This window comes from Massilia sp. WG5 (assembly GCF_001412595.2).
Taxonomy (GTDB): Bacteria; Pseudomonadota; Gammaproteobacteria; order Burkholderiales; family Burkholderiaceae_D; genus Telluria.
Window position 1 is genome coordinate 4,846,770 of the sequence record NZ_CP012640.2, and the last position, 13,047, is coordinate 4,859,816.

Annotated in this window: 15 protein-coding genes; 7 read left to right on the plus strand and 8 right to left on the minus strand. The window is 62.8% G+C overall.

Features of this window, described 5'->3' with window-relative positions:
- Positions 1–2: 2 nt before the first annotated feature.
- Both AM586_RS21640 and AM586_RS21645 read left to right on the plus strand, forming a co-directional pair.
- Positions 3–908 (plus strand): NAD-dependent epimerase/dehydratase family protein, encoded by a 906-nt coding sequence (locus AM586_RS21640; protein WP_047827128.1) that lies wholly within the window; start codon positions 3–5, stop codon positions 906–908.
- Between the two features lie 158 nt (positions 909–1,066).
- Complete coding sequence (locus AM586_RS21645; RefSeq protein ID WP_047827127.1) at positions 1,067–1,342, plus strand: hypothetical protein; 276 nt, start codon at positions 1,067–1,069, stop codon at positions 1,340–1,342.
- A gap of 12 nt (positions 1,343–1,354) precedes the next feature.
- Here the strand turns inward: AM586_RS21645 and AM586_RS21650 are convergent, their stop codons facing one another.
- The 5 genes from AM586_RS21650 to AM586_RS21665 form a co-directional block, all read right to left on the minus strand.
- The gene (locus AM586_RS21650; RefSeq protein ID WP_109370593.1) at positions 1,355–1,936 is read right to left on the minus strand and encodes a glycine-rich domain-containing protein-like; all 582 of its coding nucleotides are present in this window, start codon (positions 1,934–1,936) and stop codon (positions 1,355–1,357) included.
- A gap of 196 nt (positions 1,937–2,132) precedes the next feature.
- Positions 2,133–2,648 (minus strand): hypothetical protein, encoded by a 516-nt coding sequence (locus tag AM586_RS21655; RefSeq protein WP_052234528.1) that lies wholly within the window; start codon positions 2,646–2,648, stop codon positions 2,133–2,135.
- A 66-nt stretch (positions 2,649–2,714) separates the two neighbouring features.
- Positions 2,715–2,873: a hypothetical protein gene (locus AM586_RS28945; RefSeq protein ID WP_229411312.1), complete on the minus strand. Its 159-nt coding sequence runs from the start codon at positions 2,871–2,873 to the stop codon at positions 2,715–2,717.
- A 276-nt stretch (positions 2,874–3,149) separates the two neighbouring features.
- Positions 3,150–4,928 (minus strand): CHASE domain-containing protein, encoded by a 1,779-nt coding sequence (locus AM586_RS21660; RefSeq protein WP_047827126.1) that lies wholly within the window; start codon positions 4,926–4,928, stop codon positions 3,150–3,152.
- Positions 4,929–5,174: 246 nt separating this feature from the next.
- Positions 5,175–6,932: a glutamine--tRNA ligase/YqeY domain fusion protein gene (locus AM586_RS21665; RefSeq protein WP_047827125.1), complete on the minus strand. Its 1,758-nt coding sequence runs from the start codon at positions 6,930–6,932 to the stop codon at positions 5,175–5,177.
- Positions 6,933–7,121: 189 nt separating this feature from the next.
- Here AM586_RS21665 and AM586_RS21670 point away from each other — a divergent pair, with 189 nt between their 5' ends.
- From AM586_RS21670 to AM586_RS21690, 5 genes are read left to right on the plus strand one after another with little or no spacing between them, the layout of a single operon-like run.
- Positions 7,122–7,412, plus strand: coding sequence for a DnaJ domain-containing protein (locus tag AM586_RS21670; RefSeq protein ID WP_047827124.1), 291 nt, complete (start codon positions 7,122–7,124; stop codon positions 7,410–7,412).
- 19 nt (positions 7,413–7,431) lie between these two features.
- Positions 7,432–7,959 (plus strand): hypothetical protein, encoded by a 528-nt coding sequence (locus tag AM586_RS21675; RefSeq protein ID WP_047827123.1) that lies wholly within the window; start codon positions 7,432–7,434, stop codon positions 7,957–7,959.
- A complete protein-coding gene (locus AM586_RS21680) occupies positions 7,956–8,738 on the plus strand; it encodes a hypothetical protein (protein ID WP_047827122.1) in 783 nt (260 codons plus the stop codon). Before AM586_RS21675 ends, AM586_RS21680 begins: the two co-directional genes overlap by 4 nt.
- A 17-nt stretch (positions 8,739–8,755) precedes the next feature.
- A complete protein-coding gene (locus tag AM586_RS21685; protein ID WP_047827121.1) occupies positions 8,756–9,640 on the plus strand; it encodes a hypothetical protein in 885 nt (294 codons plus the stop codon).
- 1 nt (position 9,641) lies between these two features.
- Entirely contained in the window at positions 9,642–10,856 is a 1,215-nt protein-coding gene (locus AM586_RS21690) for an MFS transporter (protein WP_047827120.1), read from the plus strand.
- Positions 10,857–10,961: 105 nt separating this feature from the next.
- Here AM586_RS21690 and AM586_RS29110 read toward each other — a convergent pair whose 3' ends face one another.
- The 3 genes from AM586_RS29110 to AM586_RS21700 all read right to left on the minus strand — a co-directional run bounded on the left by AM586_RS29110 (position 10,962) and on the right by AM586_RS21700 (position 12,853).
- Positions 10,962–11,084, minus strand: a complete 123-nt coding sequence (locus AM586_RS29110) for a hypothetical protein (RefSeq protein ID WP_257791526.1) — start codon at positions 11,082–11,084, stop codon at positions 10,962–10,964.
- Between the two features lie 630 nt (positions 11,085–11,714).
- On the minus strand, positions 11,715–11,987 hold the full coding sequence (locus AM586_RS21695; RefSeq protein WP_047827119.1) for a hypothetical protein: 273 nt from the start codon (positions 11,985–11,987) through the stop codon (positions 11,715–11,717).
- 260 nt (positions 11,988–12,247) lie between these two features.
- Positions 12,248–12,853 (minus strand): hypothetical protein, encoded by a 606-nt coding sequence (locus AM586_RS21700; RefSeq protein ID WP_052234526.1) that lies wholly within the window; start codon positions 12,851–12,853, stop codon positions 12,248–12,250.
- Positions 12,854–13,047: the final 194 nt, after the last annotated feature.

The following is a 13,047-nucleotide window of genomic DNA, read 5'->3' on the forward strand; positions in this document are numbered from 1 at the left end:
GGATGAATACTCAAAATAATGTTAGGTTCAGCAAGCCGCGCCTCCTGATCGTGGGCTGCGGCGATGTCGGCATGCGCCTGCTGCCGCAGGTCACCAAGCGCTTTCGCGTGTTCGCGCTCACCAGCCAGCCGGCGCGCTGCGCGGAACTGCGGGCGGCCGGTGCGATTCCGGTCGTGGCCGATCTCGACCGGCCGGAGACGCTCCGGCGGCTGGGCCGCCTTGCGCCCCGGGTGCTACACCTGGCGCCGCCGCCGAAGGAGGGGGCACTCGATTTGCGCACGCGCAATTTGACCGCCATTCTACCCGAGGGGGCGCGTGTGGTTTATATCAGCACCACGGGCGTCTACGGCGACCGGCAGGGCGCCCTGATCGACGAGACCGCGCCGCGCGCGCCGCGCAATGCCCGCGCCCGGCGCCGCGTCGATGCCGAGCAGGTGCTGCGCGCCTGGGCGGTCGCCGCCGGCGGCAAGGTCGCGATCCTGCGCGCGCCCGGCATCTATGCGCAGGACCGCCTGCCGCTCGAGCGCCTGCGCCAGGGCACGCCCGCGCTGGCGCCGCAGGACGACGTCTACACCAACCACATCCACGCCGACGACCTGGCGCGCCTGGCGCTGCTGGCCCTGTTCCGCGCCCGGCCGGGACGCGCCTACAACGCCAGCGACGATACGCACATGAAGATGGGCGACTACTTCGACCTGGTGGCCGACGCCTTCGGCCTGCCGCGCGCCCCGCGCCTGCCGCGCGCCGAGCTGGCGCGGATCGTGTCGCCGGTCCAGCTGTCCTTCATGTCGGAATCGCGGCGGCTCGGCAACCGCCGCATCAAGGATGAGCTGCGCGCCAGACTGCGGCATCCGCGGGTCGAGGAGGCGGTGAGGGCGATGGCGCAGGCGCAGGCATCGGCGGAATAGAGGGGCTTGAGCAAACGATAACAGGTCCGTGTATGATTCGGGGTTGCTACTCTGCAGCCATATAAATACTACAAATACCCCAAAACTAGCCTTATTTTTCACGATCCCAAGAGGAATGTGAAGAATAAGTCACGGATTGTTAATTTCGAAGGAAGACCATGCCCATCAGAAGGATGCCGGAGGGTGCCGTCTATGACCCCAACCGGGTTCTCGACGCCATCATCAACAAACTCATGCTGAAAAACGACGCCGCCCTGTCGCGCGTGCTCGAAGTCGCGCCGCCGGTGATCAGCAAGATCCGCCACAACACGCTGCCGATCGGCGCCACCATCCTGCTGCGCATGCATGAGGTATCGGATTTCAGCATCCGCGAATTGCGGGCGCTGATGGTGCGGACCGATGCGCGGGAGGATGCGAGGGCCTTGACGGCCTGAGCTTGCCGCAGCTTAACAAGCCCTGACGGCGGCTTCCGGCGCGGCGCAGGACGGGGTCCGGAGCTCGATCGGCGCCTCGGGGCCGGCGCAATAGGCCGTGCGATTCTTGATGGCGGCCTTGGCGCCGCCGCAAAAGGCGGCCTGGGCCTTGACGGCCGCCTCGGGGCCGGCGCAATAGGCTGCCGGGGTCGCGCGCTCGGCCGCGCAATCGACGCAGGCTTCGCCGAAGCTTGCTTCGTACAGGATACGCGTGCGTTCGCCGCTGTCGAGGCGGACCTGCGCATCCTGTTCGCCGTCGCCCATGCCGACGTAGGGATAGTGATGCAGGAAATAGCCGAAAGCCCGCTCGCAGTCCTTGGCGTATTTCATCGTATCGAGAATGTGGTAATGCCAGAAGGTATCCACGTCGACCTGTGGCGCCAGGGTCTCGTTCGGGTACATCTTCATCAGGCACAGGAAGCGCCGGTATTCCAGTTCGACCGCATCCGCTTTTTGCTGGCTCCACCCTTCGCCGGACTCTACATGCATCAGCTTGTGCTTGATCCGGTCGAGATTCAGTTCGGTTTCTGTTATTTCTTTCAGCAAGCCTCTCATTTCTTGCGAATCCTCATCCATTTCATGATTCATTTGCACTGCTCATTGTTGTTGAGCAGCAAGTAAAACATTGACATAAAGCAATATAGGTGAATCAAGAGCAGACACGCACCTAGTCGAATAAATAGTTGTAATAAAAGTCCGTCCCGGGACGGGGACGGACCATGGGAAGGCTTGCCGCCGTGACGGCGCGTGCTCAGGCTGCCACAGCCTTGTCGCTGGCCAGGCCGTTGCGGTAGTCCCCATTCCGGCTTTCCGGGCCGGCGCAGTAGGCGGTGTTGGCGCTGATGCTGCCGGCACGGCCATGGACCTTGTTTTCCGGACCGGCGCAGTAGGCGACCTTGGCGCTGATGGTGCCGGCACGGGCGTAGGCCGGGCTCTCCGGACCGGCGCAGTAGGCGGTATTGGCGCTGAGGCCGCCGGCACGGGCGTAGAACTTGCTCTCAGGACCGGCACAATAAGCCATGTTGGGGCTGACAATGCCGGCACGGGCGAAGATCTTGCCCTCGGGGCCGGCGCAGTAGGCCACCTGGCCGGCAACTGCAGCTACCGTGACCGGGTAGGATTCGCCGAAGGTGTCCTCGTAAAGCGTGCGCATGCGCTCGCCGCTGTCGATCCGGAACTGTTCATCGTTCGCCCCGCGCAGGCCGACATAGGGGTAGTGATGCAGGAAGTAGCCGAACAGGCGGTGGCAATCCTCCGCGTACTTCACGGTATCGAGGATATGGTAGTGCCAGAAAGTGTCGACGTCTTCCAGCGGGGCGGTATTTTCGTTCGGCTAGAGTTTCATCAGGCAAAGGAAGCGGCGGTACTCCTTTTCGACCAGGTCCGCCTTTCCTTCACTCCAGCCTTCGCCGGACTCGACGTGCATCAGTTTCGTTTTGATGGGATCAAGATCAAGCTCGAATACTGCATTAAACAAGTCGTTCGCATTCATGGTAGTCCTCATCATGTAATAGTTTTGAACTGCTTCCCTAGTATTTGCATTCGGACAACTCGTGAGTCATGTGCGGCCACATCCGATTACCCGCTCTTCAGTGCTGGCGATATACCTCATTTCTCGGTTTTCCCTACAGGAGGTCGAGAATTTTTCGTTGATGTACATTGCCTGTACTCAATGTAGTTTAGGCATTGCGAGGAGGAGTTGCGATTGCTCAAAAAGTCGGAGCATATTGCAAAAAACGACACAAACTCTGCTTGCTAGACTTGATTTCTAGATAACAGCAGAATTGGATGGATGGTGGTGCTGGATGCCTGGCGGGTTTTCTGGCGTCGTATAGATCGGCGCCGACACCGTGACCTTGGTGCCGCCTTCCGGTTCGTTGACCACGGTGCAGGTGCCGCCGAGGATGATGATGCGTTCCTCGATGCCGACCAGGCCGAACGAGCCGTGTTTGTTGCGTCCGCCTGGAGGCAGGCCGCAGCCATTGTCCTTGACGGTGAGCGTCAGCCAGCCGTCGTTGAGCTGCAGATGGACCACCGCCCTGGTCGCGTCGGCATGGCGGACGATATTGGTCAGCGATTCCTGGAGGATGCGGAAGAAGGCAGTCGCAGTGCTGTCGGATACCGAGATATCGCCATGGTCGTCGTGTACCTCGCACTGGATGCCCGTGCGCTGCTGGAACTGGTTGACCTGCCATTCGACCGCGGCGGACAGGCCCAGGTCGAGCACGGTCGGGCGCAGGTCGTTGATGATCTGGCGTACGCTTTTTATCGTGGCATCGATTTGCTGCAGGGTGGCCTGGACGCGTTTGTGCAGGTGGCCGTGGGCGGGCCTGGTGCGCCCTGCAAGCAGTTCGGCGTCGATACGCAGCGCCAGCAGGCTCTGCCCAAGGTCGTCGTGGATCTCGCGCGCGATCCGTTTGCGTTCCAGTTCCTTGATCTGGTACGCATGGTCGGCCAGGCGGCGCAGCTTCTGGTGCGACAGCTGCAGCTTGTGCTGGCTTTCGCGCAGCTCGGTGGTCATTTCCTGGGCCAGCGCGAGCGCGGCGCGGCGGGACGACGTCAACATGTGCAGCAGGGCGTACAGCATCATCGAGCCGAGAAAGCCGAAGGCCAGCATCAGTCTCGGATAGTAGCGGTCGCCGCCCGTGTAGAGCTCGTCCTTGGGGACGCTGAATACCGTTTTCCAGGGACGGCCGTTGAAATCGAGCGGCAGGGTCGTGGTAAATATCTCGCTGCCCGCGGCGAGCGGTGGCGCAGGAATGCCGGCGCTGCCCTGGCTATCGAACAGGGTCACTCTCTTGGGCGGGGCCGGGCGTCCCGTGCCGTCGAAGCGTGGACCCATGTCGTACAGCGTCATGCGCATGCGCGACACCGGCAGCTCGTCCAGGACGCCGTGGAGCAGCCTCGGCAGGCTGAAGGCGATGCCCAGGGAGCCGACGTAGGCGGCGCGGCGCTGTTCGACCGTCTCGACTGGCGCACCTTTCCGATAGATCGGCATGCGCATTCCCAAATGCGCGTTGTTCGGCCCGGACAGCGCAGGAATCCGTGAGCCGGAAGCGGACAAGGATCCATCGTCGCGCGCAGCGGCCAACTGCTTCGTGAAATAGGGATTCGCCATCAGGTCGGTGCCGTAATGGCCGGGACTGGACAAGTCGGGCTCGATGTACGCGACGATCAGGTAGGACGGGCGCTCGCCCGGCGGCGAGATGTTGATCGGGGTTTGCGGACCAACATAGTCCAGCAACTCCTTTCGCAGCTTGTCGACAAAGACCTTGCTGTTGCTGTTCGGGACATACAGCGCCAGATTGATGGAATCGACTGCGGGATAGTTCTTGCTCAACTCCACGCCACTTACGAAGCCGTGAAGGTGGTCATGGGTAATTTCTGCGCTCTGCAACAAACTGCCGGTCGCCCGCAACAGGTCGGTATACGATTTGATCCGCACGCCGATGACGCTTTGTGCATATTTGGCGTGATTGAGGAAGCGTTCCTGCGCATCCGACTCGATCGTGCGCATCGTGTTCACATAGAGCAGGCCGCCCACCATGGCTGACGCCAGTGTGCCTGTCCAGAATGAAATCCGGGTAACCGAAAAAGCGTCTTTCAGTACCGTCACCATGCCAGCTCCCCGATGCTTTGCCCAGCCTCATGCCGGCTTTTGCGTTTTATCAGAGCAACTTACTTATTTCGCATCGACAGCGAACCTAGCAGGTTTGAGAGTTGTCTGTTTGGCTGGCATAAAAAAAGACCGGCAAAGGCGCCGGTCTTTCGATCGAGGAAGCGCTGCGAGCCCTTACTTGCCCCAGCTATCCTTCAGCGTGGTCACACGGTTGAACACCGGCTTGCCCGGCTGCGAATCGACGCGGTCGGCCACGAAATAGCCGTGGCGCTCGAACTGGAAGCGCTGGTCGGGCTCGGCCGCCTTCAGGCCCGGCTCGAGGAAGGCGGTGACGGTTTCCAGCGCGTTCGGATTCAGCAGTTCCTTGAAGTCGCGACCGCCGGCGTCCGGGTTCGGGTCGCTGAACAGGCGGTCGTACAGGCGCACCTCGGCGGCAAAGCCGTGCGAGGCGCTGACCCAGGTGATGTTGCCCTTGACCTTGTAGTTGTCGGCGCCCGGGGTGCCCGATTTCGAGTCTTCGAAATAGTTCACGTGGACCGCGGTCACCTTGCCGTCGGCGTCCTTGTCATAGCCCGTGCACTCGACCACGAAGCCGTACTTCAGGCGCACGCGCGCACCCGGCTTGCCGTCGACAGGCGGCGTGAAGCGGTGGTAGCCCTTGGTCGGGGTTTCCATGAAGTCTTCCTGCTCGATCCACAGTTCTTTCGTGAACGGGAAGGAGCGGGCGCCCATCTCCGGGTGGTGCGGATGGACCGGGGCGCTGCATTCCACCAGTCCGCCTTCCGGGAAATTGTCGACGATCAGCTTCAGCGGACGCAGCACCGCGATCGCGCGCGGGGCCTTCGGGTCGAGGTCGTCGCGCAGCGCGCCTTCCAGCGTGCTCATGTCGATCCAGCCGTCGGCCTTGCTGACGCCGATGCGTTCGCAGAACAGCTGGATCGATTCCGGCGTGTAGCCGCGGCGGCGCAGGCCGACGATGGTGGGCATGCGCGGGTCGTCCCAGCCGCTGACGATGTTCTCGTCGACCAGCTGGCGCAGCTTGCGCTTGGACATCACCACATAGGTCAGGTTCAGGCGCGAGAATTCGTACTGGCGCGGCACCGGACGCTGGAAGAAGCCGCCTTCGGCCAGGGTATCGACCAGCCAGTCGTAGAACGGGCGGTGATCCTGGAATTCCAGCGTGCACAGCGAATGGGTAATGTTTTCCAGCGCATCCGAGATCGGGTGCGTGTAGTCGTACATCGGGTAGATGCACCATGCGTCGCCGGTGCGGTGGTGGTGCGCGTGGCGGATGCGGTACAGGGCCGGGTCGCGGTTGGTCATGATGGGCGAGGACATCGCATCCTCGCTCATCTTGGCGCGCAGCACGTGTTCGCCGTCCTTGTACTTGCCGGCCTTCATGTCACGCAAGATTTGCAGCGATTCTTCGACCGGGCGGTTGCGGAACGGCGAGTTGGTGCCCGGCGTACCGAAGTTGCCGCGATTGCGCGACATGTCCTCGGCGCTCTGGCTGTCGACGTAGGCCTTGCCCTCCTTGATCAGGTACTCGGCCATCTCGTACAGCTTGTCGAAGTAGTCGCTGGCGTAGTGCAGGTGCTCCTGGCCGCCTTGCTCCCAGGAGAAGCCCAGCCACTTGACGCTGTCCATGATGGTGTCGACGTATTCCTGGTCTTCCTTTTCCGGATTGGTATCGTCGAAGCGCAGGTTGCAGCGGCCCTGGTAGTCGCGCGCCAGGCCGAAGTTCAGGCAGATCGACTTCGCATGGCCCACATGCAGGTAGCCGTTCGGCTCCGGCGGGAAGCGGGTGATCACCGAAGGCAGGCCTTCGCGCTGGTGGGCGCCCGATGCAAGGTCGGATTCGACGATCGCGCGCACAAAATTCGACGACGGCGCAGGCGTTGCTGCCGCCGCGGAGTTCTTTTCGTTGCTCATGAAGATGTGTTCTGGATGGGTAAGATTGCAGGCATTTTACCGTAGCTATGTGGTCAAGCGCACGGTTTGACGAGGAGGGCCTTGGGCATACTGGGAGATATTGCCTCGCTGGCCTGCCTGTCAAGATGGCGGTTTCTATAGGATAATCTCGGTTTGCATTTTTTCGGGCACCCGCCGGAGAGTTCCAAAGTGGAAAATTTATACGCGATCCTCGGCGTCGCGCCGAATGCGACGGACGACGACATCAAGAAAGTCTATCGCTCGCTGGCGATGCGCTACCACCCGGACCGCAACCAGGCTCCGGGCGCCGAAGCGCGCTTCAAGGCCGTCTCCAAGGCCTACGAGGTCCTGTCGGACCCGGTCAAGCGCGCCGAATATAACCAGAGCGTCAACCACCGCATCGTGCTGGATGCCGAAGGCGAGGCCTTCGAGCTGTGGCGCTCGGTGTTCGCGCTGAACGGCGTGAACTTGCCGCATTAATTTACAGATTGAAGCAACCATGAAAAAAGTACACCCGGAATTCGCCTTCCAGTCGCGCGAACTGGAAGGGCAGATCGAAGGCACGCTGGGCGATCCGCCGAATCGCAAGAATTACAACATGATGGTGCAGGCGCTGGTGTCGGAGTACGCCAACGGCGATGGCCTGGACGACGTCAACATGATGGCCTTCGCCCTGGTCGACCGCATCCGCTTCAGCGACCCGAAGGGCCTGATCCGCGAAGCCATGGATTATGAAAGCGACGACCCGGCCAAGGTCTTCGCGATGGCGAACTGCGACGGCGCCGATGGTAACGATGAGGAAGGCAAGGCGATGTACGCCGCGGTCTGCGAGAATCACCCGGAACTGGCGCGCCAGGCGATCGTCACCGCGTTCCTGTACAAGAACCAGGCGCGCTGGGAAGACGACGACCAGTCGCTCGACCAGCTGGCGCGCGACGACGAGGGCGACGACGATGAACTCGACGAAACCGCGGCCGGCGATGACTTCATGCAGATCTTCGACCAGGAAGGGGGTGACCGCGAATGAGCGACGATACCAAATCGAACCTGCCCGCACTGACCCGGCAGGTCAATGAACTCGTGCTGGCCGGCTCGCTGCAGCATGCCGAAGAGGCCCTGTCGAAAGCCGCCGACGAGCACGGCGACTATGCCGTGGCCGAGGTGCTGTCGACCCTGCCGCCGCAGGTGACGGCCCTGCACCTGGCCGGCTTCGACGGCGCCAAGACCTCGCTGGCGACGCTGCTGGTGCCGCCCAAGGCCTGGGCCGAAAGCCTGGCCTACCTGGCCGCCACTTGGCCGGACGACATGATCGAGGACGATCCCGAACGGATCGCCGAGAACCTGTTCAACCACATCCACGGCGTGGTCTACGCCACCGACGACGAAGACCGCCGCCACGAGCTGCTGAGCGAGGCGTCGAGCTCCGACTGGGGCGCGACCGCCTTCGCCATCGTCTGGTCGCTGGCGCCGAAGGAGATCCTCGAAGTGGCCGGCGAGATCGCCAGCAAGGGCCGCTACGTGACCGGCCAGACCACCTCCGACAGCGACATCGTGCCGCTGGCGATCGACCTGGCCAGGGCCAGCGAGGATGGCTGGGAGCGTTCGCTGCTGGAGCTGTTCCCGGAATTCCGCAACAGCGCCGACCTGGCCGACGTCCAGCTGCCGGAAGACGAGGACGAAGAAAGCGAGTTCCCGCACCGGACCACCCGCGAACTGCTGTACCGCCTGCGCAAGCAGGTGCCGTCGGTGCGCAGCACGCCCAAGCGCAGCAGCCGCCGCAGCATGGGCACGGACATCTTCTCGTGAGCGGGGGCGCCCCAGCGATGCTGCCTGCGATCGTCATCGAGAAGCTGCCGCGCCTGATCCGCGCGATCAGGCACCTGCCCGGCACGGCCACGCCGGACGAAGCGGTGGGCCTGGCCGACGAACTGGCCGGGATCACCGCGATGGTGGCCGAGAAGTTCACCAACGACCGCACCGCCGAAGGCATCCAGCGCGCGCAGTTGCTGACCATCGGCGGCGTGTCGCTGGGCCTGGAGTACCTGCTCGAGGACGAAACCGACGACGAGGTCGGCGACAAGGCCGCGGCCGGGATCCTGGTCTCGGAAGGTCCGGAACTCGTGTTCCAGCAGGGCTTCCGCCTGATCCGCGAACTGGCCGCGCTGCCGGAAGACACCCTGGTCGGCGAATACGACACCGACCCGGTGTACTCCCAGCGCCGCCTGAAGGAACTGTTCGTCGACATCTGCACCGCCGATCCGGGCGAGACCTGGTCGGGCTACGAACGCTACCTGGGCCAGCTCAAGCAGCGCCAGGGCGTGCAGGCGATCGTGCGCGCGGCCCAGTGGCTGCGCCGCCATCACGTCGAGGGCCCGGTCCAGGATCCGGACCTGAACGCCGAGGGCGTGATCGCGCTGGCGATCGTGTTCGCGATCGAAGGGGGAGGGCGGATCGTGGCGCGCACCGGCCACAAGGAGTTCGAGCGCTTCGTGAAGGCGGTGCGCAAGAACAAGCCGAACCATGAGACCGGCTGGGCCGAGCTGCTGGAGAACATCCCGGCGCCGCACCATGCCATCATCGCCGAGCGCATCGCCACCTATCGCAACAGCATGCTGCTGGAGCACATCGGCGGGAGCATGCCGCTCAAGCAGCTGTTCGTCGAGCTGGAAAACTTTGCGGGTTCGGAGATCGACGCCGAGTATCCGTAGCGTGGGCACGTCCCATCCCCCGATCGCCGCCGGCAGCCCCGAATTCAGGCGCATCAACCGCGCCATGGTGTTCGGCGGCTTCTCGACTTTCGCTCTCCTGTACTGCGTGCAGCCGCTGATGCCGCTGCTGGCCCGCGATTTCAGGCTCACGCCGGCGCAGAGCAGCCTGGCGGTGTCGATGGCCACCGGCGCGCTCGCGGTATCGCTGCTGGCGTCCAGCGTGTTGTCGGAGCGTTATGGCCGCAAGCCGCTGATGGCCGGCTCGATGTTCTGCGGCGGCGTGCTGACCCTGCTGGCGGCGTTCGCCCACGGCTATGGCCAGCTGCTGGTCCTGCGTGCGCTGCTCGGGCTGCTGCTGGGCGGGATGCCGGCGCTGGCCATGGCCTACCTGAGCGAGGAGATCGCCGCTCCCTCGCTGGGCCACTCGATGGGCCTGTACATCGGCGGCAGCGCCTTCGGCGGCATGAGCGGACGGGTGCTGGCCTCCGTGATCAGCGACTTCTACGACTGGCGCATCGCGCTCGGGATCATGGGCGCGGCGGGGCTGTACGCGGCCTGGGAGTTCAAGCGCAGCCTGCCGGCTTCCCGAAACTTCCGCGGCGGCCAAGGGGGCTGGCGCGCGCTGTTCAGCGGCACGGCCAGACACATGGGCGATGCCGGGCTGCCCTGGCTGTTCTCGCTCGCCTTCCTGCTGATGGGCGCCTTCATCAGCATGTACAACTACATCGGCTACCGCCTGCTGGCGCCAGCCTACGGCCTGAGCCAGAGCGCGGTCGGGGCGCTGTCGATCCTGTACCTGCTGGGCATCTTCAGCTCGGTCTGGGCCGGCAAGCTGGCCGACCGCCTGGGCCGGCGCAACGTCCTGTGGCTGGTCATGCTGGTGATGCTCGGCGGCCTGCTGCTGACCCTGGCCGGTCCGGTGCTGCTCATCGTGCTCGGCATGGGACTGTTCACCTTCGGCTTCTTCGCCTCGCATTCCGTGTGCAGCAGCTGGGTCGGACGGCGCGCGCGGCCGCCGCAGGCGCTGGCGTCGGCGCTCTACCTGTTCTTTTATTACCTGGGGTCGAGCGTGGTCGGCTGGCTGTCGGGCATCGTCCTCGCCCACGCCGGCTGGCCGGGCTTCGTCGGCACGCTCGGCGCGATCCTGCTGGCGGCGCTGGCGGTGGCCTTGAAGCTGCGCGGCCTGGCGCCGCTGGAACCGGCCCGCGCTGCCTGAGCTGCTCCGCTCGTTCGCAATCGGCCAGAAACAAAAAGCCCCGGGCCATTGCGGCGCCGGGGATCGGGGTCACCCGGCAGCGGCTGCCGGGAACGTCTTCAGGTTTTAACCGTGCACCGGGACAGGGGTGCCCACCACTGCGACGGTGGCAGCCGTCGCCAGCGTGATCGTTCCGGTGGTCGGATCGACATGCAGCACCGGCGCGGTCGTGCCAAAATTTTCCACCACGATGCTGTTGTTTGCGGCAATCTGGGCACGCCAAGCTATTGCTCGGTACTCGCGTATGGGTTCCCGATTCCATTCCTTGCCGATAGTCAGGCTACCTCGCCAGTCGGCTCAGTGGCCAGAGACCTTCTTTCGATAGCGATAGGTATGGATGAGCTCCTGTGGCCACGACTTGGTCTTGCGGTCTTGCTCTGGATGGTCGCGGTATCAATCAGCGCATCGGCGTGGCGGCGTTGGACGCGCGGACGAAAAAGCGCTACCAGTACGTCGTAGGGGAGATAAATAATGGGGCGGGCCACGCAGGACAGACTACGAGACAGCGTCTCGCTCAGCGCGATCCGACTGTCATCGACGCAGCGCTCATTGCATCGATGGGCAAGTCGATTCCAAAGATGGTACACGAGCGTCGAGGGCGGCGTCGCTCAAAGGCCCTGCTCGGGAGCGCTGCCAGCAGTGAGAGGAGGCCACACGATGACAACGAAGATGGCGCGCTGTCGTAAGCGAAGCCGCTCTTGCGCGACCTCTTCTCCGACAGCCCTAGCGCAAACAGGAAGATCAAAGCCGAGGCAGATCGTACCAGGTATTCGTGAATGCCGGTCTGCCGCGTGGCTTCGTCTTGCTGCGGATTCGGCGCTATTGCGCTGCCGTGAGCTTGAGTCCGGACCGCAGTGCCTGAGAAGCTTCCTGTTGGCGTTTGCGCTGGTCAGATACCTGCTCGATTCCCTTCTTTGTCACTTCTTCCAGGAAAGCGATACGAGCCCGGTAGTAATCTGCACGTAACTGCATTTCCATTAGATGTTGCTCGGACTGATACAACTCCATGCGCAGGTCGTTGAGCGACCGTTTTGCGTGTTTCTCAGGCGTAGGAGCGTTATGAGAAATCAAGTTTGCAACCCACCGTAGCATGATGAAGCCCTCCTGTCGTCAGGTGCTCTGCTGCTGGTATCAAACGGAAATCACGCCACTGCCACACAAGGGCACAATCCGATTTCCAGCTAGACACAGTCTATCAAACATATGTGCAACACCTCTGCACGGTTCGCAATATGTTGTTAAAAAGACACTCGAACCCTGTCCGCCCTCGATTTTTCACGGGCCACCGGCTTTAAGGAGGGGATGATGCGATTGCTGCGCAACGGCAGCATGCGGCCGGGCGCGGACCTGTCTTACTGCGTTTCGGTGCTGTCCCGGGAAGTCCAGCGACGGATCAGCTGCTCGGCAGGGCCGTAGCGGTCGGCAAGCGAAATAATGCCCTTTGCCAGCGACAAGACGATGAGAATGCCGGTCGTGTCGCCAACGATCATCGCCGTCAGTCCAGTCCAGTCCACACGCCCGGTCAACACCCACAGGAACGTGTGGTGAAAGACAGGACTCATGAACCCGCACAGCACGCCGGTGAAGAGCAGCCGGTGTGCGGTCAGGCCCTTGAGCCGCGGCTCCAGGACGAACCAGTGCTTGACCAGCAGGGATGCGAGATACGGCCCCAGTGAGCCCGACAAGGCTCCGCTCCATATGCGAAAGTCGCTATGGAACGCGAAGTGGAAGTTGTTGAGATAGATGCCTGCCAGGAGCAGGCCTTCGAAACCGGCGAGCCCGAAAAACATCGTTGAAAGCAGGCGGATACCGGCCGGAATAAACACCCAGGTGATCCCGACGCTCTGGTCGATCTGGGAAAATACCAGTTCATTGATCCAGTTGAGGCCAAGGAAAGCAAACAGTGTGATGCCGACTTTTCCAAGATGCCTTGCCGGCGCTGTTTCCAATATCTTCATCTTGCTGGGTGAACGGCTTATATTTCGTAATGACACCGATATTGTAACCGTGCGCCCGTCGCTCGCAGTCGGACGACAGCTGAAATGCCTTGCGATGACAACGGTATGGCGCTGCCGCGCGCTTGTTTTTCGTCCCTTTGCGAAGATGCCTGAATTCGGTAAATTTTTTCTTTGAAAACAGCGCCGTAGAGTCT

Coding starts and splice junctions, on each gene's coding strand:
- AM586_RS21640 (WP_047827128.1), top strand. CDS start 3: ATGAATACTCAAAATAATGTTAGGTTCAGCAAGCCGCGCCTCCTGATC.
- AM586_RS21645 (WP_047827127.1), top strand. CDS start 1,067: ATGCCCATCAGAAGGATGCCGGAGGGTGCCGTCTATGACCCCAACCGG.
- AM586_RS21675 (WP_047827123.1), top strand. CDS start 7,432: ATGAAAAAAGTACACCCGGAATTCGCCTTCCAGTCGCGCGAACTGGAA.
- AM586_RS21660 (WP_047827126.1), bottom strand. CDS start 4,928: ATGGTGGGCGGCCTGCTCTATGTGAACACGATGCGCACGATCGAGTCG.
- AM586_RS28945 (WP_229411312.1), bottom strand. CDS start 2,873: ATGAATGCGAACGACTTGTTTAATGCAGTATTCGAGCTTGATCTTGAT.
- AM586_RS21685 (WP_047827121.1), top strand. CDS start 8,756: ATGCTGCCTGCGATCGTCATCGAGAAGCTGCCGCGCCTGATCCGCGCG.
- AM586_RS21665 (WP_047827125.1), bottom strand. CDS start 6,932: ATGAGCAACGAAAAGAACTCCGCGGCGGCAGCAACGCCTGCGCCGTCG.
- AM586_RS21695 (WP_047827119.1), bottom strand. CDS start 11,987: ATGCTACGGTGGGTTGCAAACTTGATTTCTCATAACGCTCCTACGCCT.
- AM586_RS21680 (WP_047827122.1), top strand. CDS start 7,956: ATGAGCGACGATACCAAATCGAACCTGCCCGCACTGACCCGGCAGGTC.
- AM586_RS21700 (WP_052234526.1), bottom strand. CDS start 12,853: ATGAAGATATTGGAAACAGCGCCGGCAAGGCATCTTGGAAAAGTCGGC.
- AM586_RS21650 (WP_109370593.1), bottom strand. CDS start 1,936: ATGAGAGGCTTGCTGAAAGAAATAACAGAAACCGAACTGAATCTCGAC.